The sequence below is a fragment of the Streptococcus sp. 20925_1_77 genome, assembly GCF_041432125.1.
In the GTDB taxonomy this organism is placed as follows: Bacteria; Bacillota; Bacilli; order Lactobacillales; family Streptococcaceae; genus Streptococcus.
Genome location: NZ_JAPVZB010000006.1, coordinates 1 through 25,315, shown reverse-complemented (window position 1 = coordinate 25,315; position 25,315 = coordinate 1). Strand labels below are relative to the sequence as shown.

23 protein-coding genes, 14 tRNA genes and 1 pseudogene are annotated in these 25,315 nt (G+C 42.0%); 2 read left to right on the top strand and 36 right to left on the bottom strand.

Translation table 11 applies throughout. From position 1 onward, the window contains the following. Window positions 1-182: 182 nt before the first annotated feature. Window positions 183-1,445, bottom strand: a complete 1,263-nt coding sequence (gene purD / locus O3626_RS04815) for a phosphoribosylamine--glycine ligase (RefSeq protein ID WP_371495604.1) — start codon at window positions 1,443-1,445, stop codon at window positions 183-185. A gap of 182 nt (window positions 1,446-1,627) precedes the next feature. On the opposite strand from purD, the gene O3626_RS04810 reads away from it, so the two are divergent. Continuing rightward, window positions 1,628-2,647, top strand: coding sequence for a GBS Bsp-like repeat-containing protein (locus O3626_RS04810; protein WP_371495602.1), 1,020 nt, complete (start codon window positions 1,628-1,630; stop codon window positions 2,645-2,647). Between the two features lie 54 nt (window positions 2,648-2,701). Here the strand turns inward: O3626_RS04810 and O3626_RS04805 are convergent. Next, a pseudogene (locus O3626_RS04805) lies at window positions 2,702-2,776 on the bottom strand (IMP cyclohydrolase); the annotation flags it as partial. 62 nt (window positions 2,777-2,838) lie between these two features. Next, window positions 2,839-3,348, bottom strand: a complete 510-nt coding sequence (locus O3626_RS04800; RefSeq protein ID WP_371495600.1) for an HXXEE domain-containing protein — start codon at window positions 3,346-3,348, stop codon at window positions 2,839-2,841. Window positions 3,349-3,515: 167 nt separating this feature from the next. On the opposite strand from O3626_RS04800, the gene O3626_RS04795 reads away from it, so the two are divergent. Next, window positions 3,516-4,058 carry a TetR/AcrR family transcriptional regulator gene (locus O3626_RS04795; RefSeq protein WP_371495597.1) on the top strand — a complete coding sequence of 181 codons (543 nt, stop codon included), beginning with the start codon at window positions 3,516-3,518 and terminating at the stop codon, window positions 4,056-4,058. A gap of 181 nt (window positions 4,059-4,239) precedes the next feature. Here O3626_RS04795 and purH read toward each other — a convergent pair whose 3' ends face one another. The 33 genes from purH to O3626_RS04630 all read right to left on the bottom strand — a co-directional run bounded on the left by purH (window position 4,240) and on the right by O3626_RS04630 (window position 25,301). Further along, the gene (gene purH, locus O3626_RS04790) at window positions 4,240-5,787 is read right to left on the bottom strand and encodes a bifunctional phosphoribosylaminoimidazolecarboxamide formyltransferase/IMP cyclohydrolase (RefSeq protein ID WP_371495595.1); all 1,548 of its coding nucleotides are present in this window, start codon (window positions 5,785-5,787) and stop codon (window positions 4,240-4,242) included. A 1-nt stretch (window position 5,788) separates the two neighbouring features. Next, window positions 5,789-6,253 carry a GNAT family N-acetyltransferase gene (locus tag O3626_RS04785; RefSeq protein WP_371495593.1) on the bottom strand — a complete coding sequence of 155 codons (465 nt, stop codon included), beginning with the start codon at window positions 6,251-6,253 and terminating at the stop codon, window positions 5,789-5,791. A gap of 42 nt (window positions 6,254-6,295) precedes the next feature. Continuing rightward, window positions 6,296-6,670 carry a hypothetical protein gene (locus tag O3626_RS04780; RefSeq protein WP_201037279.1) on the bottom strand — a complete coding sequence of 125 codons (375 nt, stop codon included), beginning with the start codon at window positions 6,668-6,670 and terminating at the stop codon, window positions 6,296-6,298. Continuing rightward, window positions 6,667-7,218: a phosphoribosylglycinamide formyltransferase gene (gene purN / locus O3626_RS04775; protein ID WP_006595300.1), complete on the bottom strand. Its 552-nt coding sequence runs from the start codon at window positions 7,216-7,218 to the stop codon at window positions 6,667-6,669. Before purN ends, O3626_RS04780 begins: the two co-directional genes overlap by 4 nt. Before the next feature lie 184 nt (window positions 7,219-7,402). Beyond that, window positions 7,403-8,425, bottom strand: coding sequence for a phosphoribosylformylglycinamidine cyclo-ligase (gene purM, locus O3626_RS04770; RefSeq protein ID WP_371495679.1), 1,023 nt, complete (start codon window positions 8,423-8,425; stop codon window positions 7,403-7,405). A gap of 30 nt (window positions 8,426-8,455) precedes the next feature. After that, entirely contained in the window at window positions 8,456-9,895 is a 1,440-nt protein-coding gene (gene purF, locus O3626_RS04765) for an amidophosphoribosyltransferase (RefSeq protein ID WP_049475214.1), read from the bottom strand. Between the two features lie 12 nt (window positions 9,896-9,907). Continuing rightward, window positions 9,908-13,633: a phosphoribosylformylglycinamidine synthase gene (locus O3626_RS04760; RefSeq protein WP_371495591.1), complete on the bottom strand. Its 3,726-nt coding sequence runs from the start codon at window positions 13,631-13,633 to the stop codon at window positions 9,908-9,910. Between the two features lie 211 nt (window positions 13,634-13,844). After that, window positions 13,845-14,552: a phosphoribosylaminoimidazolesuccinocarboxamide synthase gene (gene purC / locus O3626_RS04755; RefSeq protein WP_049515036.1), complete on the bottom strand. Its 708-nt coding sequence runs from the start codon at window positions 14,550-14,552 to the stop codon at window positions 13,845-13,847. 150 nt (window positions 14,553-14,702) lie between these two features. Continuing rightward, window positions 14,703-14,951 (bottom strand): phosphopantetheine-binding protein, encoded by a 249-nt coding sequence (locus O3626_RS04750; RefSeq protein ID WP_023920024.1) that lies wholly within the window; start codon window positions 14,949-14,951, stop codon window positions 14,703-14,705. Between the two features lie 3 nt (window positions 14,952-14,954). After that, a complete protein-coding gene (gene plsX, locus O3626_RS04745) occupies window positions 14,955-15,950 on the bottom strand; it encodes a phosphate acyltransferase PlsX (protein WP_195529591.1) in 996 nt (331 codons plus the stop codon). Beyond that, window positions 15,947-16,726 carry a DNA repair protein RecO gene (recO, locus tag O3626_RS04740; RefSeq protein ID WP_195529592.1) on the bottom strand — a complete coding sequence of 260 codons (780 nt, stop codon included), beginning with the start codon at window positions 16,724-16,726 and terminating at the stop codon, window positions 15,947-15,949. Before recO ends, plsX begins: the two co-directional genes overlap by 4 nt. Beyond that, window positions 16,710-17,891, bottom strand: coding sequence for a pyridoxal phosphate-dependent aminotransferase (locus tag O3626_RS04735; protein WP_269796225.1), 1,182 nt, complete (start codon window positions 17,889-17,891; stop codon window positions 16,710-16,712). The genes recO and O3626_RS04735 overlap by 17 nt, the downstream gene beginning before the upstream one ends. A 155-nt stretch (window positions 17,892-18,046) precedes the next feature. Then, window positions 18,047-18,898, bottom strand: coding sequence for a class B sortase, LPKTxAVK-specific (gene srtB, locus O3626_RS04730; protein WP_371495587.1), 852 nt, complete (start codon window positions 18,896-18,898; stop codon window positions 18,047-18,049). Window positions 18,899-18,987: 89 nt separating this feature from the next. After that, window positions 18,988-19,641, bottom strand: coding sequence for an LPKTxAVK-anchored surface protein (locus O3626_RS04725; RefSeq protein WP_371495585.1), 654 nt, complete (start codon window positions 19,639-19,641; stop codon window positions 18,988-18,990). A 283-nt stretch (window positions 19,642-19,924) separates the two neighbouring features. Then, a complete protein-coding gene (locus O3626_RS04720; protein ID WP_193390725.1) occupies window positions 19,925-20,065 on the bottom strand; it encodes a hypothetical protein in 141 nt (46 codons plus the stop codon). 48 nt (window positions 20,066-20,113) lie between these two features. Further along, entirely contained in the window at window positions 20,114-21,088 is a 975-nt protein-coding gene (locus tag O3626_RS04715) for a ribose-phosphate diphosphokinase (RefSeq protein WP_021154183.1), read from the bottom strand. Window positions 21,089-21,267: 179 nt separating this feature from the next. Then, complete coding sequence (pcsB, locus tag O3626_RS04710; RefSeq protein WP_371495582.1) at window positions 21,268-22,545, bottom strand: peptidoglycan hydrolase PcsB; 1,278 nt, start codon at window positions 22,543-22,545, stop codon at window positions 21,268-21,270. A 93-nt stretch (window positions 22,546-22,638) separates the two neighbouring features. Next, a complete protein-coding gene (mreD, locus tag O3626_RS04705) occupies window positions 22,639-23,139 on the bottom strand; it encodes a rod shape-determining protein MreD (protein ID WP_371495580.1) in 501 nt (166 codons plus the stop codon). Window position 23,140: 1 nt separating this feature from the next. Then, window positions 23,141-23,959 (bottom strand): rod shape-determining protein MreC, encoded by an 819-nt coding sequence (mreC, locus tag O3626_RS04700; RefSeq protein WP_269796549.1) that lies wholly within the window; start codon window positions 23,957-23,959, stop codon window positions 23,141-23,143. 62 nt (window positions 23,960-24,021) lie between these two features. Beyond that, a tRNA-Ser gene (locus O3626_RS04695) sits at window positions 24,022-24,109 on the bottom strand. Window positions 24,110-24,112: 3 nt separating this feature from the next. After that, window positions 24,113-24,186, bottom strand: a tRNA-Ile gene (locus O3626_RS04690). Window positions 24,187-24,224: 38 nt separating this feature from the next. After that, a tRNA-Gly gene (locus O3626_RS04685) sits at window positions 24,225-24,295 on the bottom strand. A gap of 16 nt (window positions 24,296-24,311) precedes the next feature. Beyond that, window positions 24,312-24,384 (bottom strand) — tRNA-Phe (locus tag O3626_RS04680). A gap of 3 nt (window positions 24,385-24,387) precedes the next feature. After that, window positions 24,388-24,461, bottom strand: a tRNA-Met gene (locus O3626_RS04675). Window positions 24,462-24,474: 13 nt separating this feature from the next. Then, a tRNA-Ser gene (locus O3626_RS04670) sits at window positions 24,475-24,564 on the bottom strand. A gap of 10 nt (window positions 24,565-24,574) precedes the next feature. After that, window positions 24,575-24,648, bottom strand: a tRNA-Ile gene (locus O3626_RS04665). A gap of 16 nt (window positions 24,649-24,664) precedes the next feature. After that, a tRNA-Met gene (locus O3626_RS04660) sits at window positions 24,665-24,738 on the bottom strand. 6 nt (window positions 24,739-24,744) lie between these two features. Beyond that, window positions 24,745-24,818 (bottom strand) — tRNA-Pro (locus O3626_RS04655). A 19-nt stretch (window positions 24,819-24,837) separates the two neighbouring features. Beyond that, a tRNA-Arg gene (locus O3626_RS04650) sits at window positions 24,838-24,911 on the bottom strand. A gap of 36 nt (window positions 24,912-24,947) precedes the next feature. Beyond that, a tRNA-Arg gene (locus O3626_RS04645) sits at window positions 24,948-25,021 on the bottom strand. 19 nt (window positions 25,022-25,040) lie between these two features. Beyond that, window positions 25,041-25,126 (bottom strand) — tRNA-Leu (locus O3626_RS04640). A 7-nt stretch (window positions 25,127-25,133) separates the two neighbouring features. Further along, a tRNA-Gly gene (locus O3626_RS04635) sits at window positions 25,134-25,205 on the bottom strand. A gap of 23 nt (window positions 25,206-25,228) precedes the next feature. Continuing rightward, window positions 25,229-25,301, bottom strand: a tRNA-Thr gene (locus O3626_RS04630). Between the last annotated feature and the right edge of the window lie 14 nt (window positions 25,302-25,315).

Here is a 25,315-nt window from a genome sequence, read left to right as displayed (position 1 = left end):
CCTTTTTCTTTTTTTGATAATGGTCTTAGGTGGTGGGGACGGAAGCAAACCTTCGGTTTCATTCCTAAACTTTGAGTCTAAGGTCTCAAAGTTTCCCCCGACCAGAACAGATGCTGTTCCGGTCTTTTCACCACGGCGACCATTATCGGGTTTAGCGACTTCGTCGCGCTATTCTTGTACTTCTACTTTATCGCCTTGCTACCGATATCATTTCGATAGAAGAGGCCTTCTGTGTTTTGTTTGTTGAGTTCGTTGTAGATAATGTTTTGGCCGTCTTTGACGGTATCTGCTGTTGTGACGAGCATGTAGACACGTCCTCCGTTTGAAAGGAGGTCTTGACTATTTTCAGCGAATTTGGCACCAGCATAGTAAGTAATTATGTCGCCCTCTGTCTTGGCTGGAAGCTTGACACCCTTCTCATAAGCGAGTGGGTAGCCGTTTGATGCTACAACTACGCCCAGTGTCACACCCTTGTCCGTCCAAGTAATGGCCGGCTCTTTGCCATCCAAAATATCAGTAATATTTTGTGCAAAATCAGATGTCAAACGAGGCAAGATAATTTGTGTTTCAGGATCGCCAAAACGAGAGTTGAACTCGATGACTTTCGGTCCATCAGCTGTCAAGATTAGCCCCGCGTAAAGGACACCAAGATACGGACGACCTTCTTTGATCATGCCTTCAAGAACTGGCTTAACAATGGTGTCAACCGCTGTGTCAACCACGCTCTGTGGCAAGTGAGGAACTGGCGCATAGGCACCCATCCCGCCAGTGTTAGGGCCTTTGTCGCCATCGTAGGCACGTTTGTGGTCCTGTGCCGTTGGCATAATGTAGAACTTATCACCATTGACAAAGGCAAAGAGAGAGAACTCTTCCCCGTCAAGGAATTCCTCGATGACCACGCGCGCACCTGAATCACCGAATTTATTGTCTAAAAGCATCTCGTGAGCGGCTTCAACTGCTTGCTCAACTGTCTCCGCAACGACGACACCTTTCCCTAGGGCCAAGCCGTCTGCCTTGACGACGATTGGAGCTCCTTTTTCTTCGATGTAGGCCTTGGCTTCTTCGAAATCTGAAAATGTGCCATAGGCTGCTGTCGGAACGTCGTATTTGACCATGATTTCCTTAGCAAAATCCTTGGACCACTCCAGCTCAGCCGCAGCCTTGGTCGGACCAAAGGCTTTGAGACCAGCTGCATTGAAGTCATCCACAATTCCAGCTGCAAGGGCATCATCTGGACCAATAAAGGTCCAAGCAATATCGTTGACTTTTGCGAAATCAATCAGCTTAGAATGTTCGGAAATTCCGATATTGATCAAATCAAGACCGTCTAATCGCATCCCATCATTACCAGGAGCCACAAAAACCTGCTCAACGTTTGTAGACTCCAACAATTTCTTGGCAATCGCATGCTCACGACCGCCAGATCCAACAACCAAAAGTTTCATCTCGAACCTCTTTTGCGAATTATTTTATTAAATTATATCATAATCGTTCGTTTTATTCTAATGATTTCAGCAAAAGTCTCCTATTTCCAGTAGAATCCAAACATTTTTTGCTATTTTCTCCTATTTCTCATTTTTTTCCGAATAGTATAGGTGAGACCTACTAATTGACGAAAAGGAGTATTATGCAAACGATCAAAAAATTTGTATTACTGACTTGTGCGACATGGGGGATGCAAGCCTCTATTACCCATGCAGATCAAGCAACCAATGCCATCTATGCCGAAAAAGGGCAGCTGGTGATTCATCTTGGAAACGTCCCGGATAAGTATCAAAAGATCCAAGTTCCCGTCTGGTCTGACCAAAATGACCAGGATGACCTGATTTGGTATCCTGTGGAACGCAGTGACAAGGGATTTGACCTACAAGTGCCATTGACCAACCATTCTGATCAAGCCGGACTTTATCATGTCCATGTCTATGGGGTGGAGGCAAATGAGCAACTAACCGGCCTCTACCCTCTCACAACAAGCGTCCAGCAAAAAGACCTGGCTTCCTCCCAGCCCAAGATCACGATCACACCCATCTCCTCACAGGAATTGGAGATAGACCTGAAGTTATTTGAGGATGTAGAGGAGATTGTCTTCCCTATCTGGTCTGAAGAAAATGGGCAGGATGATCTGATCTGGTATCCAGCAAAGAAGGTCGCACCTGGACACTTCCAACTGCGCTTTCAAGCTCAAAAACACAAGGGAAGCGGGCTATTTCATCTCCACGTCTACCAGAAAAGCCAGAGACAACTAAAAGGGCTATTCCCCACTAGCTTTCAAGTGGAAAAGGCAAAGCCAAAGCTTACGCCACTCGCGACACACCCGGGAAATACCTATCCGATCGGTGAGTGTACCTGGGGAGTCAAAGAATTAGCCCCTTGGGCCCATAACTGGTGGGGAAACGGTGGCATGTGGGCGGCTAGTGCACGCGCTGCGGGATTCCGGACAGGAAACACCCCAGAGGTCGGTGCCATCGCCTGTTGGGACAACGGAGGTTATGGGCACGTCGCTCTTGTAACAGAGGTCGAACACGACCAAAAAATTCAGATCCAAGAGGCCAATTATAATGGCCATCGCTATATCGACAACTTCCGTGGCTGGTTCGACCCGACCAATCCCGTCTGGGGAACGGTCACCTATATCTACCCAGATTAAGGTCTTCTTAACCAGCAGAAACGGCACCCATCCATTGATGCGTGCCGTTTTTGATTAATGTCTAAAATGTCTCACACCTGTGAATACCATGGTCAAACCATGTTTATCAGCCACTTCGATTGACTCTTCTCTTGGTCACGGACTGAGCCACTTAGTTAGACCGTCTTTGAAGTCACGGATATTGTTGACTTTTATTTCATGTACTTTTCTAGACTTATTTGAATTTTCGGCATGATTTGGTGCATGACTTTAAGATTCGTATAGGCTAATGCCATCGCTACGAAAAGATATGCAATGACTGACAGCAGAGAACCCTCAGAAGGCCAATAGTGGAAAATAATCATTAAAACAATGGGCAATTCTAGAGTTACTGTGACGACCCCGGGAACGTAGCCTCTAAATTGCAGACACATGATATAATGGATCATGAAATGAGATGTATAAGCTATTACAAATGAGAAATAGAGTACGGTGTTGTGAGTCATCTGACAAAGACCAGAAATAAACAGCAAAATGACAAACTCCTCTAAAACACCTACTGCAAAGGCAGAACCCTGTGTAACAGAACCAAAGAACGGGGTCTTAAAAGTCACCAACTTGTGACGATGCCGTTTTTTCCACAAGGGCATAAAGATCATTTCTTCAAAATCGTGTAAAATAAATAAAATAGGTAGCATCCAAACATTAAAAAGAATGTTCATCTCTTCACCTCCTTAATAACAACTAACAATTGTACAATGTTCAAAACAAATAATAATTCTACATCGTGCGCAACACTTTTAGTATAAAGACAAACGATTACAAAAACAAGAGATTCAGTGAAATTGGCACAGTTTGACCAAAAGTGTGACAGGAAAGGAGAACCACCATGGAATATCAAACACGGCAATGGCTGGAAGAAGCCTTGTTCGATTTATTAGCAACTAAGAAATCCCTTCATAATATCAGCATTGCAGAACTCAGTGAGCATGCTCAGATTGCTAGACGAACGTTTTATCGTTATTACCATTCAAAAGAGGAGGTTCTTACGAACTATTTAGACCGGTTAATCCAAGACTATTTTATCGAACTTCAAACAGAAAAACTGACTAATTTTGAGGATTTAGTAAACTTTTTCTTTCAGTATTGGAGCCAGTACACTGAGTCATTAAAAATTTTACAGGATGCAAACCTGCTAGTACTTATCTTGCAAAAGTCTTATGATAAGCTTCCTGATGCTTATAGTACTGTTATGGCTCCTTGGCACATCACAAACAGTGATCAAAAACAAATCGTATATGATAGCAGATTCATTATCGGCGGTCTCTACAATATTTTTGATGAATGGTTAAAAACAGATTACCAGACAATGCCTGTTAACGAGCTAGTCACTACAGCCTTGAATACCATAAAACGAGTGAAGGATAGTTAAGTGAAAAATGAGTTTTTCGAGATTAGTCATGATCAACTCCAACAAATCATTTTCATAATTTCTAAAACGAAAATGCTTATTATTTTAGACATACAAAAAGAGAAGACCACCTGCATCTTCTCTTTTTGTTAGCGATCAGTCATTCATGATAGTTGATAACGAGCTAATTTTTAAATAACCATTAATGTCTAAAATGTCTGACTCCTGTGAAGATCATGGCTAAACCATGTTTATCAGCCGCTTCGATTGACTCTTGGTCACGGACTGATCCACCCGGTTGGATGATTGCCTTGATACCTGCTTTGGCGATTTCTTCCACGTTATCCGCAAATGGGAAGAAGGCATCGGAAGCAAGGACGGCGCCGTCAAGACGGTCTTTAGCTTGGTCAATGGCGATACGGACAGAAGCCACACGGTTGGTTTGACCAGGGCCAACACCAAGTGTCATATGATCATTAGTCACGATGATTCCGTTTGATTTGACGTACTTGATGGCTTTCCAAGCAAACTCAAGAGCTATCGCTTCTGTCTCAGTTGGTTGGCGTTTCGTCACCACTTGCCAGTCAGCCGGACTTTCTTTCACCACGTCTTGATTTTGAACGAGGAGACCTCCAACAACACCAGTGTATTCTGCTTCTGCTTCACTGGCATCTTGAGCGTCAAACGGTAGCTCAAGAATCCGCAAGTTCTTTTTCTTGGTAGTCAAGATTTCAAGCGCTTCGTCTGTATAGCTTGGTGCAATGATGATTTCAAGGAAAACACCATGCATTTTTTGAGCTGTCGCAGCGTCCACCTCACGGTTGAGAACGACGATCCCACCAAAGATAGACACTGGGTCAGATTCATAAGCGTAGTCCCAAGCTGTTTCGATGTCATCAGCCTGACCAATTCCACATGGGTTCATGTGTTTCAAAGCCACAACTGTTGGACGATCTTTAAAGTCACGGATAATCCGAATCGCAGCATCCGCATCACGGATATTGTTGAAGGACAATTCTTTCCCGTTGAGCTGTTTAGCGGATGCAATGGAGTAATCCGTTGGCAAGGCCTTTTGGTAGAAGTCTGCGTCTTGTTGAGGGTTTTCACCGTAACGCATTGGTTGCTTAAGGTCATAAGTCAGAGTGAGTTTTTCAGGTTTGCTTTCACCCACTTGAGCTGTGAAATACTCTGCAATCAAGGCATCATAAGCCGCTGTGTGACGGAAAACCTTAGCCGCTAAACGTTGGCGAGTTTCATAGCTTGTTTCGCCATTAGCTGCCAATTCGTCAAGCACAACAGCATAGTCAGCAGGGTCTACAACAACGGTCACGCTAGCGTGGTTTTTTGCTGCTGAACGAAGCATAGATGGCCCACCGATATCGATGTTTTCCACCGCGTCAGCGTAAGTCACGTCTGGTTTGAGGATGGTTTCCTTGAATGGGTAAAGATTGACCACAACAAGGTCGATCAGTTCGATCTGATTATCCTTTGCTGCTTCCAAGTGACTATCCAAATCACGACGAGCGAGAAGACCACCGTGGATATTTGGATGGAGAGTCTTCACACGACCGTCCATCATTTCTGGGAAACCAGTCACATCGTCAATGGCAATAGTATCAACACCGGCATTGTCAAGGGCAATTTTGGTCCCACCTGTTGAGATGATATCCCAACCAAGTTTTTTGAGTTCTTGGGCAAATTCAACGATGCCCGCTTTATCTGAGACACTAATTAGTGCGCGTTTAGTCATTCTATTCCTCTTTCTTTAGATCCAAGCGCATAGCGACTTCGTTATTTTCTTCTATAAATCCTGTTTCCTGAAAACCCAAACTAGTCAGCAGGTACTTCATTTTTTCATTTCCAACTACATAATCTGCGATAATATGATTGCAAGCTTTATCCATCTGAGCCTCTTTGACCAGAACTTCCAAAGCTTTTCGTCCATAACCTTTTCCTTGGTACTGCTGGCCAATCATTATCCGCCAGATAAAGTATTCCGCTTCATCCTTGTCTATTTCCAGCAGGAGAAAGCCAACCACTTGCTCATCCCAATAGATTGCCATGGGAAACACATCACCATTCTCTCGGTAGAGCCATGCATCAGCTAAAGAACGCACATTTGGAGCTACGAAACGTGCTCGTTCATCAGCTTCAGATATTTTCAAATCCAGCACTGCCTGAAAACTGCTTTCATCTACTAATTTCAGCTCAATCATTTTTTCTCCTTTTGAATGAATAGGGTTTGAGGTGATTAAAGATTAACCTAACTCATATAAAAGGTAGTTATCAAAGTTTATGATTCCTTTGAGGTAATCTCTGTCTGATTTAGACAACTCAAATTCTGGAAAAGTCGCAATTAAACTGGATAAATAAAAATAATTCGGGTGCCTACGATAAGAAAAACCTGCTTGACCGAATCTCCCTTGACAGAAATCATAGGCAAGTTTTAATTCTTGACTTGTGACACCATCTAAAATTTTATCTAACTCTGAAAGCTGACTTTTATCAGTATTTTCTATCATAGCTTTCACTGTATTTACTAAAACAAAAAGAAAATCATTAGTATTATCCAGTAGGATTGGTCTGTTAGATAACTTATTTTTTAAATCCATATAGTATTGGTCAATATTCATTCTTTCCTCTCCACGCCTAAACGTTCCAAGACTTCTGGATACAACTTGTACTCCGTTTCGTGGATGCGGGTTTCAAAAATGTCAAGGGTATCATCTGCTAGCCGTGGCACACGGACTTGTTTGATGACCTTACCGGTATCCACACCCGAATCCACCCAGTGAATGGTCACACCAGACTGGTCAACACCTGCATTCCAAGCATCCTCAATACCATGAGCGCCTGGAAATTCTGGAAGATAAGCTGGGTGAATATTGATGATACGGCCTTCATAAGCCGCTAGCAAGGTTGGACCGACGATTTTCATATAACCCGCCAAACAGACTAGGTCAATCTCGTGCTCATCCAAGAGCTCGACAATGGCTGCTTCGTAGTCTGCCTTGCTCTCAAACTCCTTGAGTTCGAAGGCATAGGAAGGAACTCCAAGATTTTCTGCACGCTCAAGTACATAGGCATCCCGGTGATCTGCAAAGACAAACTCTACTGGAAATTGGTCCGCAATCACCTGGAAGTTTGAGCCGTTGCCAGAGGCAAATACAGCGATTTTCATATTCGATACAAAGGGACGTTTCGGCTAGCCGAACAGTTTCGTAGAAAAATAGGAAATCATTGCTGGGTGCTTGCACACAAAATGATTTCTCTTTTTTCCTAGAAAATGAGTCCCGTGTTCAGTTAGGCTTGCTAACTAAACACTCCTTTCTACAATTTCTCCGTATAAAATGGTGATATCACCATTACTTTATCACCACACTTGCGCCATCTTTCTTCACAATTCGACCGATTTCATAAACAGGTTCATCAAGAAGTTCTTTGACACGTTCCACATGTTCTGGTTTCACCGCAAGCATGAGACCAATCCCCATGTTGAAGATTTCAAACATTTCTTCATGTTTGATTTGGCCATATTTTTCAAGAGCTTTAAAAATTGGAAGGACTGGCACTTTGCTTTCGTCGATTTCAGCAGCCAAGTCATCTAAGAACATACGTGGTACATTTTCGATGAAACCACCACCTGTGATGTGGGCAATCCCGTTAACCAATTCTTCTTTGATGAGTGGCAAAGCTGCTTTGACGTAGATACGAGTTGGTTCCAAAAGAACGTCTTTCAGTTTTTTGCCTTCCAATTCTGGGAGAACTTCTTCACCTGTGTAATCTGCAAAGACACGACGAACAAGTGAGTAACCATTTGAGTGGATACCGCTTGAAGCAAGTCCAAGAATCACATCCCCTGCTGCCACTTTTGAACCGTCGATGATTTGAGATTTTTCTGCAACACCGACAGCAAACCCAGCCAAATCATAGTCGTCTTCACCATACATACCAGGCATTTCAGCCGTTTCACCACCAATGAGGGCTGCACCAGCTTGTACACAACCTTCGGCCACACCTGCAACAACTTGTTCTAGTTTGGCTGGTTCATTTTTACCAGTTGCGATATAGTCTAGGAAGTAAAGGGGCTCAGCACCTGCAGCGATGATATCGTTAACACACATGGCCACACAGTCTTGACCGATGGTATCGTGTTTGTCATACTTAATAGCCAGCATCAACTTGGTACCAACACCATCTGTACCTGAGATCAAAACAGGCTCTTTGACACCTGTTTTTGAAAGATCAAACATGCCACCGAAACCACCGAGAGCTCCCATGACACCCGCACGTTCTGTACGGGCAACGTGTTTTTTAATCCGTTCAACAACTTCATAACCCGCTTCAACATCCACACCAGACTGCGCATACGCATTTTTATTTGTCATTTGTTTCATTCCTTTTCTTCTGCACTGCTCTTAATAGAAAGAAGTATGTTCTTTCAAACTTTCCACATAGCGTTCTTCGTAGTCATACAAAGGTGTTGGATATTTTCCATCAAAGTAAGCCACACAAAGACCGCCATTCGGGGCATCTGTGTCAATTCCAATAGAATCAATCAAGCCATCGATTGACAAATACGTCAAGCTATCCGCACCAATGATTTCGCGTGTTTCCTCTACTGTATGATTGGCCGCAATCAATTCCTTACGTGTTTGAATATCAATACCGTAGAAACATGGATAAGCCAGAGCTGGACTACCGATTGCTACGTGAACCTCTGTTGCTCCTGCTTCTTTTAGCAAATTAACGATACGACGTGAGGTCGTCCCACGTACGATAGAATCATCAATCATGACAACCCGTTTGCCTTTCACGACACCGGATACAGCAGAAAGCTTCATCCGAACCCCTTGCTCCCGTAGTTCTTGTGTTGGTTGGATAAAAGTCCGTTGAGTGTATTGGTTTTTAATCAAGCCCATTTCATTTGGTAGGCCTGATTCTTCCGCAAATCCCATGGCTGCACTAAGTGAAGAGTTAGGTACACCGACCACAATATCTGCTTCATGTTTGAATTCACGTGCCAATTGAGCCCCCATACGTTTACGAGCAGTATGGACATTCACCCCTTGAATATTGGAGTCCGGACGGGCAAAGTAGATATACTCCATCGAACAAACAGCCAATTGGGTGTCCGTTGTATAGTTATCGTAAGTAATGCCATTATCATCAATGATCACGACTTCACCTGGATTCACATCGCGAATCCACTCAGCACCAACCACTTCAAAAGCACAGGTTTCAGAGGAAACTACGATTGCGCCATTGGCCATTTTCCCAATCGAAAGAGGACGGAAACCATTTGGATCCAAGGCCGCAATCAGCTTATCTTCCAGCATGAGAAGGTAAGCAAATCCACCTTTCACCGTATTCAAGGCTTCTTTCACCTTACCCATGAAGGATGGGTTGTGGCTCCGACGAATCAAGTGCGCCAAGATTTCTGAATCAGAAGTTGAGCTAAAGATCGCTCCGTTATTTTCTAACTCCCGTTTGAGAGACTTGGCATTGGTCAAATTCCCGTTGTGAGCAAGTCCAAACTGGGTATCATGAAAGCGAAAGAGGAAAGGCTGGATGTTATCCACCGAAGCTTCCCCAGCTGTCGCATAGCGAACATGTCCAATCGCTCCCGTCCCTGTCAACTTATCCAAGTTAGCAGGATTCCGAAACACTTCTGAGAGAAGACCCGTGTCACGATACCGTTTTAATTGACCCGCATCATTCGAAAGGATACCTGCCCCTTCTTGACCACGGTGTTGAAGACTGTGTAATCCGAAATAAGTCAGTTTTGCAGCATCCGGGTGTCCCCAGATCCCAAAAATACCACATTCTTCATTAAGAGATTTAACTTCGTATGTCATTTTGTATACCTTTTATTTTCCAGTAAAGTATTTAACCGCTGATGCAAAGAGATGTTGATCTTTATTTCCTGGAATATTTTGGAAGAGACCGTCTTCAAAACGTTCGGAGTGACCCATCTTCCCAATAATTTGACCGTTCTTACTTGTGATACCTTCGATAGCATTTACAGATCCGTTAGGATTATATTTAGAATCCATGCTTGGTTTCCCTTCGAAATCAACATATTGGGTAAAGATTTGACCATTGTCACGAAGCTCTGCGAATTCCTCAGCTGTCACGACAAATTTCCCTTCACCGTGTGATACTGGGATGGCATGGATGTCACCAACTTCTACTCCGGCAAGCCATGGTGAGTTGGTGTTGGCAATACGTGTTTCAACCATCTTAGCCACGTGTTGGTTGGCATCATTGTAGAAGAGGGTTGGACTGGTGCTACTTGCATCTTCAAAGTTACCGTATGGAAGAAGACCTGATTTAACAAGGGCTTGGAATCCGTTACAGATACCGATGATCAAACCACCACGTTCGATGAAGCTATCAATGGCTGCACGTACTTTTTCATTGAGCAAGATGTTAACGATAAATTTAGCTGATCCATCTGGTTCATCCGCTGCTGAGAAGCCACCTGCAAAGAAGATAATGTTAGCTTTTTCGATATTGTCAACCATAGTGTCAACAGACTTGACAATCGCCTCTTCATTAAGTGTTACAAATGGTACCAGGTTGACTTTTGCACCTTCTTTTTCAAAGGCCTTAGCGGAGTCGTACTCCGAGTTGGTACCTGGGAATACTGGAATGTAAACCACTGGTGTCTCAACTCTTTCTTTAGCTTTGATCACAGCATCTGATGCCACAGCTGGTACTTCTTCCAACTCAGTTGCCTGTGCAAATTCCGTTGGGTAAACTTCTTCCAATTTACCTTGGAAAGCACTGTCAAGTTTGTGTCCATCAAGCGTTACACCATTGACAGTAAGTGTAAAGTCAGCTACTGTTTGTCCGATCTTAGCAACACCTGCAATTTCTTCAGGCGATGTGAAGACGAATCCACCCAATTGGGCTGTCAAGCTAGTGTCAAGGTCAGCTAATTCGACGTTTGCTCCGATATGGTTTCCAAATGTTGCAAGGGCAAGAGCTTCAACCACACCACCATATTTAACAGCTGATGCAGCTGTCACTTTGTGGTCAGCTTGGATAACTTCAAATTGAGCAAAGTTCGACTTGATGAGATCAAAGTCAATTTCTTGCGCCAAAGCTTGACCAGGAATATAGTAAATATTTTCACCAGTAGCTTTGAATTCTGGAGAAAGAACCTTACGGCTATCCGCAGTTGTGACACCAAAAGCAACCAAGGTTGGTGGTACGGTTAATTCTTCAAAGGTACCAGACATCGAGTCTTTCCCACCGATAGATGGCAAACCAAGTTGAATCTGAGCTTCAATTGATCCAAGGAGAGCTGATACTGGTTGACCAAAACGCTCTGCTTGTTTATCCATACGCTCGAAGTATTCTTGGTAAGAGAAACGAGCCTTAGACCAGTTTGCACCAGCAGCAACCAAACGAGCTGTGGCTTCGATAACCGCATAAGCAGCGCCATGATATGGAGACCATTCTGCTACATAAGGGTTGAATCCTTGCGCCATAACAGAAGCAGTTGTTGTCACGCCATGTTGGACTGGCAATTTCTGTACAGAAGCTTCCGTTGGTGTGATTTGGTAGCGACCACCAAGTGGGTGATTGACTGTTGAACGACCAACCGAGCTATCAAAGATGGTTTGTAAACCTTTTTGACTGGCATGGTTCAGGTCAGCTAAGACTTCAAGAGTATCCGCTTCAAGGGTTTCAGCAGATGTTTGACGTTCTTCTGGAAGCTTGACATCCTTGTCAACCACCTTAGCATCTACAACCACACGTACACCGTTTGTATCAAGGAAACGACGTTCCAAATCAACGATGGTTTCACCATTCCAGTGCATGACAAGATTTGGTTTCTCCGTTACTGTTGCAACAACCACAGCATCAATATTTTCTTTATTACATGCTGCAACGAAGGCATCTACATCTTCTGGACGAACCACTACAGCCATCCGTTCTTGAGATTCTGAGATAGCAATTTCTGTACCGTTCAAACCTTGGTATTTCAATGGCACTTTGTCTAGATCAATTTCAAGACCATCTGCCAATTCACCGATAGCCACACAGACACCACCGGCACCAAAGTCATTTGATTTCTTGATCAGACGTGTCACTTCCCCATTACGGAAAAGACGTTGAATCTTACGTTCTTCGATGGCATTCCCTTTTTGAACCTCAGCACCAGCTGTTTCAACAGATTTAACCGTTTGAACTTTAGAAGAACCTGTCGCACCACCAACACCGTCACGTCCAGTCTTACCACCGAGCAAGATAATCACGTCATCTGCTTCAGGTTTTTCACGGACCACATTTTCCTTAGGAGCCGCACCGACAACTGCACCTAGCTCCATACGCTTTGCAACGAAACCTGGGTGGAAGTATTCACGAACATAAGTTGTTGCAAGACCAATTTGGTTACCGTATGAAGAATAACCGTGAGCCGCTGTTTTAGAAATCACTTGTTGTGGCAATTTACCAGGACGAGTTTCAGCAATCGGAGCTGTAATATCACCAGCACCTGAAATACGCATGGCTTGGTAAACGTATGAACGACCTGACAACGGGTCACGAATGGCACCACCGATACAAGTAGCTGCTCCACCAAATGGTTCGATTTCAGTTGGGTGGTTGTGAGTTTCGTTCTTGAACATGAGAAGCCATGGTTCTTTCACGCCATTAACATCCACTTCAATTTCAACAGAGCAAGCATTGATTTCATCAGACACTTCCATGTCATCCAAACGACCATTAGCACGCTCATAGCGACCAAAAATAGTCGCCATATCCATCAAGGTTTGAGGTTTTTCTGTACGTCCCAACTTATCACGCATGGCAATATACTTGTCGTAAGTCGCTTGCAATTGTTTTTCAAATTTAGAGGCTGAAAAGTCAATGTTTTTCAACTCAGTTTCGAAAGTTGTGTGACGGCAGTGGTCAGACCAGTAGGTATCCAACACCTTCAACTCAGTCTCAGTTGGCACACGTCCAATAGACTTGAAGTAATCTTGAATGAAGAGAAGGTCATCTACTTCCATGGCCAATCCTTGCTCTGCCTTATACTTAGCAAAATCTTCTGCCGTATAAGTTTCAAAGAAATCCAAGCTTGGAATGGTCTTGTCAGACTCAGAGAAATCCTGTTTCGCAATGCCAACAGTGATATCTTTGAAACGAGAATCCACTGGGTTCAAGAGGTAGTTTTTGACAGCTTCCAACTCATTCGCATCAATATCCTTGTTAACCAAGTACAATTGCGCTGTGTTCACTGTTACATCATTTGAACTACCAAGCAACAGCAAAGCTTCTTGCGAAGATGCCGCACGTTGGTCAAATTGACCAGGCAAACTTTCGATAGCAAAGAAAGCATGCTTCTCAAGATCAGCCTGAACCGCAGCTTCATCTAAAACAGTATCGGTCACTTGCTCAGAGAAGATATGTTTTTCCGCACGCGCAAACAAGTCCTCTGCCAAATTAAAGACATCGTAAACCTGAACAATACGAAGATCATTCAAAGTTTTCAACTGAAGATTATGCTGTAATTCTTTTACTAAAGAGTCCGATTTCACACGAAAATCAGCTTTTTTCTCAACGAAAATACGTTTATCCATTTTATTTCCTTTATCTATTTCTACTTAAAGATTGTAGTGAAGACCAAGTATTCTATTTGTAAAAGGCTACTTCAATCCTTGCAATTTTTCTAATACAACTTCATAAACATCTGTCAAGCTACCAAGATCACGACGGAGTGAAAAGGTCTAGTAGACCTTTTCAGCCTGAGTCCTTTTACTTGAAAGACGAAGGTTTTCCGTTTCAAAAAGATTACTTCAAGCCCTGTAATTTCTCCAACACAACCTGATATACATCCGTTAGACTGCCCAAATCTCTACGGAAAACATCCTTGTCCATATGGTGCCCTTCCGCATCCCAAAGGCGGCAGTTGTCTGGTGAGAATTCATCTGCTAAGATGATCTTGCCATCCTTATCAAAACCAAATTCCAATTTGAAATCAATCAAACGAAGACCAATTTGTGCAAACCAATCTTTCAGCAATTCATTGATACGACGCGTTTCTTCCTTGATATAGGCAATTTGTTCGTCATTAGCTATATCCAAAAACTTTACATGCTCGTCATTGATGAATGGATCATCCAAATCATCGTTCTTATAGTAAAATTCAACGATTGGAGTTTTTAAGTCCAAACCTTCTTCAACGCCAAAACGTTTTGAGAAAGAACCCGCAGTCACGTTACGAAGAACAACCTCCAAAGGAATAATTTTCACTTTCTTGTTTAGTTGTTCAGTATCAGAAATACGTTCGATAAAGTGAGTAGCTACTCCCGCAGCATTCAATTTTTCAAAAATAAGAGACGAAATCTGATTATTTAGCACACCTTTTCCCTTAATAGTCTCCTTACGAGCCCCATTTAGCATGGTTGCCTGGTCCTTATAGACCGACTTAATCACATTTTCATCCTCAGTAGTATAGATATCCTTAGCTTTTCCAGTATAAATCAGTTGATTGGTCATGACTTTGTTCGCCTTTCGTATTTTATCACCTTCATTCTATCACATACAAAGTGGATTTTCAATAAATTTCCGTACAATATAGGCAGAAACCGAATGAAAAGGACAGAAAAAAAGATCATTCAGAACAATCTCTGAACGATCCCTTTTCAACTAGTTACTAGCAGTTCGTTTTTCGATATAGTCAACGACATCTCCTACCGTGTTAAAGTCATCAATAGCCTTGTCTGGAATCTCCAATTGGTATTCATCCTCAAGATTGATAATAAATTCCATCAATTCAACAGAGTCGGCTTGTAAATCCTTGCGCAAATCTGATTTCAAAGAAACTTGGAAATCTGGTCCCTTGCGGTCTTTGAGAAATTCCTCAATTGTAGCTAAAATTTCGTTTTGTTTACTCATACATTATCCTTCCTTTGATAATTCCTTCACTGATTTTCCAACAACATCTGTCTCTAACATAGTCCGAATCTGACGAATGGTACTATAGACTGCTTTTGCATCACTCGAACCATGCGTTTTAACAACAGGTGCTTGAAGGCCAAATAAAACCGCTCCTCCAACATCTGAGAAATCCAAGGTTTGTTTCAATGATTTCAACCGGTCCTTGAGGAGAAAAGCTCCTAGTTTTGCCTTCCAGTTTCCAGTAGCAATTGCTTGTTTCAGTTGCTTCAAGATTCCAAAAGCTGTTCCTTCCATCGTTTTCAAGACAGCGTTTCCCGTGAAACCATCCGCCACAACAACATCTGCAACACCATCCATCAAATCACGCGCTTCCACATTTCCAACAAAATGAATCGACTCATCCTCAGATAACAATTGGTAAGTTTCCTTGCGCAAAGGATCTCCCTTACTAGCTTCTGTCCCATTGTTCAATAGACCCACACGTGGTTTTTGAATCCCACGAACGTTTTCCGCATAGTAAGACCCCATCACAGCATACTGATGCAAGTGCTCTGGTGTATTTTCCGCATTGGCACCTAAGTCCAACATGTCATACCCGCGACCATCAACCGTCGGAAGTGTGGACATCAATCCAGGGCGTTCCACCCCTTTGATACGACCAACGATAAAGAAACCTGCCGCCAACAAGGCACCCGTGTTACCCGCAGACAACATAGCATCTACATCTCCAGCCTTCACATCCTTGGCAGCCAAGACCATAGAGGCCTGTTTCTTCCGACGAATAGCACGTGCCGGCTCATCATCTGAATCGATTTTTTCCTCCGTATGAACAATCGATACACGCTCTGTTGCTGTTAAATAGTTTTTGATTTTTGCCTCATCACCATACAAGACAATCTCAATATCATCAAAATCACGAATGGCTTGATTCACGCCTTCTACCAAGGCTTGAGGTGCATTATCGCCCCCCATTGCATCTACTGCAATTTTTTTCATGTTTCACCTCCAGATGAATCTTTCATAATCGCTCCCCAATCACTTAAGGAATCGATAAACTTTTTAGCTTTTAAATGGATCCCTACATACTCCTCATACAACTGATCAATTGCCTGACGTAGAGCTGCTTTCATCTCCGCTTGTAGAGAAACCGTCTCTAGCTCACTGAATCGCACTGCTTGAAACTGATCCAATAAATAGAGAACATTTGGATGCCAGTGAGCGCGTCTCTCATCCTGATCATAATGGTCTGGGCAAAGCACTCCGCTATACCGGAAGGAATAGTCAAAAGGAAGACCAACCCGATGGCAGAAACAACATTCATGCAGGTTCAAGACAACCCCAAACCGCGAAAGGATCTGAATCTCAAAAATATTGGTCAAAACCTCATAATCCAAGCCTTCTTCCATCAAAGACAGGGTCTTTTCCAAAAAAGCAAACAAGGCCGGATCCACCTGATTATCCTGAATACTGGCATCCGCAAGCGCCAAAACATAGGTTGCATAAGAAAGAGCAAAAAGATCTGCATTGATTTTCTTATAAACCTGCACATCTTGAAAATCATCAATATAACTCAACCCATCATCATTGATTTTCAGCAACATATCCGCCGTTACCAAAGGTTGTAACATGGGATTCAATCGTGATTTTCCCGCATGTTTCACAAAAAACATCCGCTTACCTGACTTCTCCGTGAAGATCTTGACCAATTTATCATCCTCACGAAACTCCCGATTATACAGCACAATGCCCCGGGTCTCAATTGACTCCAGCATGTTCTTCCATATACTCCTTCAAGCGTTTCATAGCTTCCTTTATAACCTCCATGCTGGCTGCATACGACAAGCGCACATAGCCTTCGCCATATTGACCAAAAGCAGCCCCAGGAATAAAGGCAACCGCTTTTTCACGCGCAAAATCTTGTAAGAAAGCAAAGGAATCTTGATTATAACCAGCTGGGATTTTAGCAAAAATATAAAAGGCTCCATCTGGCTTAATCATCTCAAATCCAAGCGCAGACATCTTTTCGATGATATAATCCCGACGTTTCACATATTCCTTCTTCATCGGCTCTGCATCATCCCGACCAGCAGTCAAGGCCTCAATCGCAGCATACTGGTTCATCGTTCCAGCAGCTGTTACCAAATACTGATGACTCTTGATGAGTTGAGCTGTCAATACAGCCGGAGCAAAGATAAAGCCAAGTCGCCAGCCTGTCATGGCATGAGACTTAGACAAACCATTAATGACAATGGTCTGCTCAGGAATGAAGGATGCCATAGAGACATGCGCTTCTCCAGTATAAGTTAGCTCTGAATAAACTTCATCACAAATCACAAAGACTTCATATTTTTTTAGGACAGCAGCCAATTCTGCCATCTGTTCGCGCGAATAAGTGACACCCGTTGGATTAGCTGGATAATTGAGAATAACAGCCTTCAATTTTTCACCCTGCTCTAGAATAGCCTTTTCCAACTTTTCAGGAGTCAAGACAAAACGATCTGCTGTCGTATCAATTTCGACAATTTCCGCCCCAACCAAATTCACAATCGGTTCATAACCAGGATAGGCTGGCGCTGGGAGTAGCACTACATCTCCAGGTTCCAAGATTGCTGTCAAAGTGGCAGATAGGGCTTCAGTTGCACCGATCGTCACCAATATCTCATCTTCAGGACGATAGTGAATACCATATTTATCCGCCACAAACTGACTCGCAGACTCACGCAAAGCCAGCAAACCACTCATCCCAGTGTAATGGCTAAAGTTTGCATCAATGGCAGCCTTTCCTGCTTCTTTTACATGTTCAGGAGTTGTAAAATCCGGTTCCCCCAAAGTCAAACGCAAGACACCAGGAATGGAAGAAATTGATTGATCGAACTGACGAATCAAAGAAACTTCAATCCGATTCAGATTTTTATTAAACCGTTTCGTTAAATCCATAGAACACCTCCAAAAACACTTATATTCATTATACTATAAATAGGACCCCATCGCAAAAGAACAAGCCAGATCCCCATCTTTTGTTCCCCATCAAAGGACATTTCAATAATTCTTCCATACAAAAAAGACTTAGCAATGCTAAGTCTTTCAAGACATTATTGTTGACCACGTGTTGCCACATATGTCAATTGATCTGCATGTTTTGCCACAAAATCCTTCATTTCTGAATCAGGAATTTGACGTAGGTAGAGGTTAGAACGAATCGTTTCATCCTCTTCACGACAAGTTGACAATACTAAATATTTATCAGTTGCCTTGATCTTGATATTTGGATTCTTAGTTTGCCCATCTTCATAAACCTTCTTCAACTGAGTTGTAAAGTCTTCATCATCCTTAAAGCTAGTACGATAAAATGCTGTCGTTTCAGGGACAATCACCAAGCACATAGCTTCATAATAATACTTGCGCTCAGGCGTCTCAATGACAACATACGGATGTTGATCAAAGTATTCTTGCTTGTCATAGTAGTTGACATCGTTAAACATACGATGATCACCAACCTTACTACCACGAGCATGACCAAATAACCAAGTCAAACGATCACTAAAATTTTTCTTATTATCCGTATCCATAAAGACAGTACCCATATAGGGTTCGTTTCCACCATCAAAAGTCTTATCCAAGTATGTTGCATTATCTCCTGTTTGAACGACAGGTTCATCCAACTCTGTACCTGGAGCATAAACATAAGCAATCGCTTCAGGGTTAACAGCCTTTAGTTGGTCAAAGCGATTCTTTAGATAATCTTTTTCTTCTTGACTAGGTTCATATTTCACAGCTTGGGTAGAAGAACTGCTACCAGAAGAAGCTGCTTTCTTAGTTGCGTTAGATGTTTTTCCACCAAATGGATTAAAGAATAAAAATCCAGCTACAATAACAACTATTGCTACTATAGCAGCAAATAGAAGAGCAAATTTATTTGATTTTTTTTCTCCAGCTCTTTTCATTCAATTGATCTCCTCAAAATGATTTTTTCTAAAAAATAACACTGAGCCCAAGGACTCAGTGATATTTTTATGAGCTAATTAATTAGAAATTATTTAACTGCGCTAGTTTTTGGAAGTGATTTTTCACCAGCTTTAGCAGATGAAGCTTTACCGTCTTTACCAGCTTTAGCTGCTTCTGCTTTTTCTTCAGCTGCTTTAGCTGCTGCTTTAGCATCTGAAGATGCTGGACGCAATGAACCACTAATTGCAGTAGCGTAGAATCCGCTAGGAGTGTTAGCTCCAGCTTTAACCTGAACATCTACCAACCATTTAGTTCCATCATGTGGGTTTGTAACTTCGATTGTTTGAACACCTTCTTCAGTACGGAAAGTACCATGTTGGCTACCATTCCATAGGTCAAGACCTTGAGTGAAATATTCAGGTGCTGGAACAGCAGTTAATTCTTTAGATGTATCAGCAAATTTGTTTCCATCGTAGTTTGCAGTAGAAACATCACCTTTTTTATCAACTGGAGTACCTTTGCCGATAGATGGGTCAACTTGAGTAGCACCTGGGTGTTTTTCTGTAGCCGCAGATGTAGCTGCTTTTGGAGCTTCTTGACCAGTTTTAGGAAGATCATTGAAATTCAATGCTGGTGTTTCAGACTTATCAACGAAGACTTTATCTTTACCTTCTGCGAATGCTGGAGCTACTGCTGCAAATACTGCAAGAGCTGCTACTGATGATAATAAAACTTTTTTCATTGTTTTATCTCCTTTTATAGTTTAAAAATATTCGTTACTTCGTAACTATGATTAGTATACTAGGATATTCTGCCTATGTCAAGACTTTTTCTAGATTTTTTTAAAAAAATTTAAGATTTCTTCATATTTGATACCCAAAATTACGATTTAGAGATATATTATACTCTTTTATTTTTAATAAACGGAGTTTTGATTAGAAAAAAGCTCACAATTTGGAACGACTATCTCTTTTCTACACACCTTATATAGTCTAGTTAGTAATAGCACAAATACTTCGTCTTACTTATTTCACAGCCCTATTCTCTGGCAATTTCTTCTTGGGCAAACTGGGATCAGCCTTTGCTTCTAGTTCTTTAGCTGCTTGAACCAGTTTTTTCCGTTCCTTTTCTTTTTTTAGATCTTGCCACCATTTTCTGATTTCCATTTGTATTTCCTCCTAAACAAAAGAGGCTGTTTTTCAGCCTCCTTATTGTTAACATTTTTTGGCATTTCCGATTTCAAACAGAGGTGAAAGAGGACGATTTTCATGAATGCGAACAATAGCCTCAGCAAGGAGTTTCGCAATCGAAATTTGCTCAATCTTATCAATCAATCGATCTTCTGGTAGATAAATCGTATCCAATACAACCAGCTTCTTAATGGCTGATTTTTGAATATTGTCCATCGCTGGGCCTGATAAAACTGGGTGCGTACAGCTTGCATAAACCTCTACAGCTCCTGCTTCAGCAAGGGCATCCGCCGCATGACAGATTGTACCAGCTGTATCAATCATATCATCAATCAAAATACAAGTCTTACCTTCAACACTCCCAATGATATTCATCACTTCACTCGTATTCATCTTATCGACACTCCGGCGTTTATCAATAATCGCAATCGGAGTCTTCAAAAATTCAGCCAATTTCCGAGCACGAGTCACACCACCATGGTCTGGACTGACAACAACATAGTCTTTTCCAATCATCCCGCGACGTTCGAAATAGTCTGCGATCAAAGGCGCACCCATCAAGTGGTCAACCGGAATATCAAAGAAACCTTGAATTTGAGCAGCGTGCAAATCAATTGTCAACAGACGATCAACTCCAGCAACCTCAAGCATATTAGCTACCAACTTAGAAGTGATTGGTTCACGAGCCCGAGCTTTCCGGTCTTGACGAGCATAGCCGTAATACGGCATCACCACATTAATAGATTGCGCACTAGCCCGTTTCAAGGCATCTACCATAATCAAAATTTCCATAAGATTATCATTAACCGGTGAGCTAGTGGATTGCAAAATATAAACATCTTTCCCACGGATTGATTCTTCAATATTAACCTGAATTTCTCCATCAGAAAATTGACGAACCGTTGACTTTCCAAGCGGTAGTCCCATTTCGCGAGACACACGTTGAGCCAATTCTTGATTTGACGACAAAGCAAAGAGCATTAAATCAGAAAATGACATGATTTCCTCCAGTAAAATCTAAAACCATATTGTACAGTCAGCACAAATTTCTCCTGTAATCATTTTATCGCTTTTTAAGCAAATATTCAAATATTAATTTATGGAAAATATAAAATCCGGCTCTACCGACACTATTTCAAAAAAAGAAGCAGAACAATTGTCCTGCTTCATGGTGATTCTTAGTTTGGATAGATATAAGTTACAGTACCTTGAGCTGTTGTTGGGTTGAACCAACCACGGTAATTTCCAATACTACGGATACCGTTATAGTTAGATTCAGAAACTTGGATACTTGTTGTAGATTGAACAGCTGTAACGACTGCTACGTGTCCATATCCACCATCATTCCAACATGCAATAGCCCCAACTTGTGGTTGAGATCCTGTACGGAATCCAGCAGCCGCTGCACTTGCAGCCCATTGACCGCCGTTGCCCCAGTAATCGCCAGCCCATGGAGCCAATGTCTTCGCACCCCATGTACATTCACCAACTGGATAAGATGATGCAGATGTACTATAAGTTGGACGAGAAACAGTTGCTACTGGTGCTGCTGCTTGAGTTTGAACAGCAGGTTGAGCTGCTGCTGCAGGTGTTTGAGCCGCTGCCGCTGATGTTGCAGCAGGTGTTTGAGCCGCTGCCGCTGATGTTGCAGCAGGTGTTTGAGCTGCTGCCTGAACTTGAGCTTGAAGGGTAGTATTTGCAGAAGCTTTCACAGCTGCTTGTTGTTCCTTTTGTTTTGCACGGTAAGCTGCTTCGGCTGCTGCCGCTGCCGCTGCCGCTTTTTCAGCTTCAGCTTTTTGTTGCAACAAAGCGTTCTTTTCGTTTTCAGCAGATGATTTTTCAGCTGCCAAATTCAATTGTGCCACTTTCAACTCAGCTTCTTTTGTTGACAAAGCTTGCGCATCATCTTCTAATTGCTGTTTGTTTGCAATAACAGTATTGATAGCGTCATTGTTTTCTTTTTGTTTTTGTGCAATGTCTTCTTTATCACGTTTTTGCTCTTGCAACATTTTGTTGTTAGCATCTGCAATTTCATTCATAGCAGAAATACGTGAGATAGCTTCTGTCAAAGATCCAGAGCTAACAATCGCATTAATATAGCTTGTTGCAGTCCCAGTTGTTTGAGCACTACGTGCTTGATTTGCAAGTGATTCTTGACGAGCAACAATATTTTTTGACAACTCATCGATCTCAGCTGACAATCGTTCAGATTCTTCATTCAAACGGTCATTTTCAGCTTGAAGATTTTCTTGTTGTTGTTTAATTTCAGATACTTGACCTTGGATTTGATCTACCTGAGCTTGTGCACTTTGTTGTTGTTGATTAATACTATTGATTTTGTTATCTTGAGCAGCAATCTTATCATCTGTTGAGTCAGCTGATACACCTGCTACAACAGCACCTTGTGATAAAGCAACTGTACTCAATAAGATTGTGGCAAATAATTTTTTCTTCATCAGATAAATTTTCCCTTTCTAATAAGACACTAACTAGTATAACAAATTTTTTGAAAATTTATATTACGCTATTGTTACATTTTTATTTCGAGTTTATAAATAAATCTTTTCAAGTAAAGGCTGTAATACGATCATTAGAACCACATTCAAAATTAAACTAGGCGCAATTTGATGGATAATGAGAGTAATCCAGTTGAATTTTATACCAATAAAAATAATCAGAAGAAGATTGGTTGAAATCTGAAATATTAGAATCATTAATAAAAATGTAAAAAAACGAGTCAATCGATTGACCAAAATAATCTGATTACACCGATAAAAAATCACCTGTAATAAAGGGAAGACTAGGAAAGCAATTCCTATAGTGCGTAAAAAATACACATCAAAACAAAAACCAAAGAGGATTCCCAACCAAATACTAGCCATCTCCGAGAAATAGAGGCTCAGTAACATAAAACCATATAGAAATAAAAATGAAGTAGGTTCAAAGGAGCTTGGACTGAAACGAGACATAATAAAAGAGATTTGCCCATCAACAAATAAAGATATAAACAAGAATAAAGGGAAAAAATGGTACTTACGTATTACTTTCACACTACTCTCCAATCAATAGTACATAACGATTGACATCTAAATTAGCCTTTGGTTTCACACGAATTTCTTGCCCTAACTGATCAGATACCTTTTGAGTGGAAGTCACAGTCCCAAGAGGTAAGTCACTACTCTTGTATTTCCCTAATCCACTTGTTGAAACGAGTGTTCCTTTTTTAATTTCAATTGGATCTCCAATTTGCAATAACCGAAACTCACCCGTCTTCTCGTCATAACCATTTAATAAAGCAAAAATAGATTGACCTTGACTCTCAATTCTAAATGTCAGGTGTTGTGAAGAAATAGTATCTTCAACCAATAATTTCACTTTACTAGAATTTTTCTCAGTACTATCTACTACACCAATGACCCCGCCAGATGAGAGAACAAACATAGAATCAGTAATTCCATCTAAACTGCCTTTATCAATTACAAATTCCTGATACCAAGAACTATAATTACGGTCAATAATCTCACTAACAACATGTTTAGAACCAGATGCAGAATTTTTGATTGAGATCAAGTCTTTCAATTCCTTATTTTCTGATTCCAAACGACTAAGTTTTGACTGGTCAAAATCCTTTTGATAAAGACGTGACTTTAAAGAGCAGTTTTCATCATTTAATTCAGATAAATTTTTTAAATCATTTGCCTTAGATTCAACAAGAACAAATGGTACCGATACAGCCTTATCAACAATAGCTAACAGATCGGAGGATTTTAAAACAATTGAAGTTCTAACAGATGGAAAAAGAAATAAAATTCCTGAAACAGTCAAAACAAACACCAAACTAAAAATTTTTAAGAAACGATTCAAGAACATAGAAAAGACCTTCAAAAATATAAAAAATAGTTTGAGATAATATCTCAAACTTCGAAATTATACGGAGAATGGGGGATTCGAACCCCCGCGCCAGTTACCCGACCTAACGATTTAGCAAACCGTCCTCTTCAGCCTCTTGAGTAATTCTCCAAATGGGCACGAGTGGACTCGAACCACCGACCTCACGCTTATCAGGCGTGCGCTCTAACCACCTGAGCTACGCGCCCAAGTCAAACAACTTGGTAAAAATTGAACAAAAGTTCAAAGCGGGTGACGAGAATCGAACTCGCGACAACAGCTTGGAAGGCTGTAGTTTTACCACTAAACTACACCCGCTTATTAATAAAAGAAATGGCGCGAGACGGAATCGAACCGCCGACACATGGAGCTTCAATCCATTGCTCTACCAACTGAGCTACCGAGCCAAATTGCGGGAGCAGGATTTGAACCTACGACCTTCGGGTTATGAGCCCGACGAGCTACCGAGCTGCTCCATCCCGCGTTAATTTTAAAAAAGGAGGATGTGGGATTCGAACCCACGCACGCTTTTACACGCCTGACGGTTTTCAAGACCGTTCCCTTCAGCCGGACTTGGGTAATCCTCCAATATAACAATGGACCTTGTAGGACTTGAACCTACGACCACTCGGTTATGAGCCGAGAGCTCTAACCAGCTGAGCTAAAGGTCCAACAAGATCAACAATATAGCGGCGAAGGGGATCGAACCCCCGACCTCCCGGGTATGAACCGGACGCTCTAGCCAGCTGAGCTACACCGCCATAATATCGGGAAGACAGGATTCGAACCTGCGACACCTTGGTCCCAAACCAAGTACTCTACCAAGCTGAGCTACTTCCCGATCTAAAGCTTACGCTTTATGCACCCTAGAGGAGTCGAACCTCTAACCGCCTGATTCGTAGTCAGGTACTCTATCCAGTTGAGCTAAGGGTGCTCTTTCCTATTTAATTCTTACATAGCCTTGCGACCATGCACCCTAGAGGAGTCGAACCTCTAACCGCCTGATTCGTAGTCAGGTACTCTATCCAGTTGAGCTAAGGGTGCTTCTTTCAACCTTTATCTATGCCGAGGACCGGAATCGAACCGGTACGATCGTTACCAATCGCAGGATTTTAAGTCCTGTGCGTCTGCCAGTTCCGCCACCCCGGCCTCCTCAAGCGAACGACGGGATTCGAACCCGCGACCCCCACCTTGGCAAGGTGGTGTTCTACCACTGAACTACGTTCGCATTGCTTTCTTTATATAAAAAAATGCCGGCTACATGACTTGAACACGCGACCCTCTGATTACAAATCAGATGCTCTACCAACTGAGCTAAGCCGGCTCATTATTATTCTT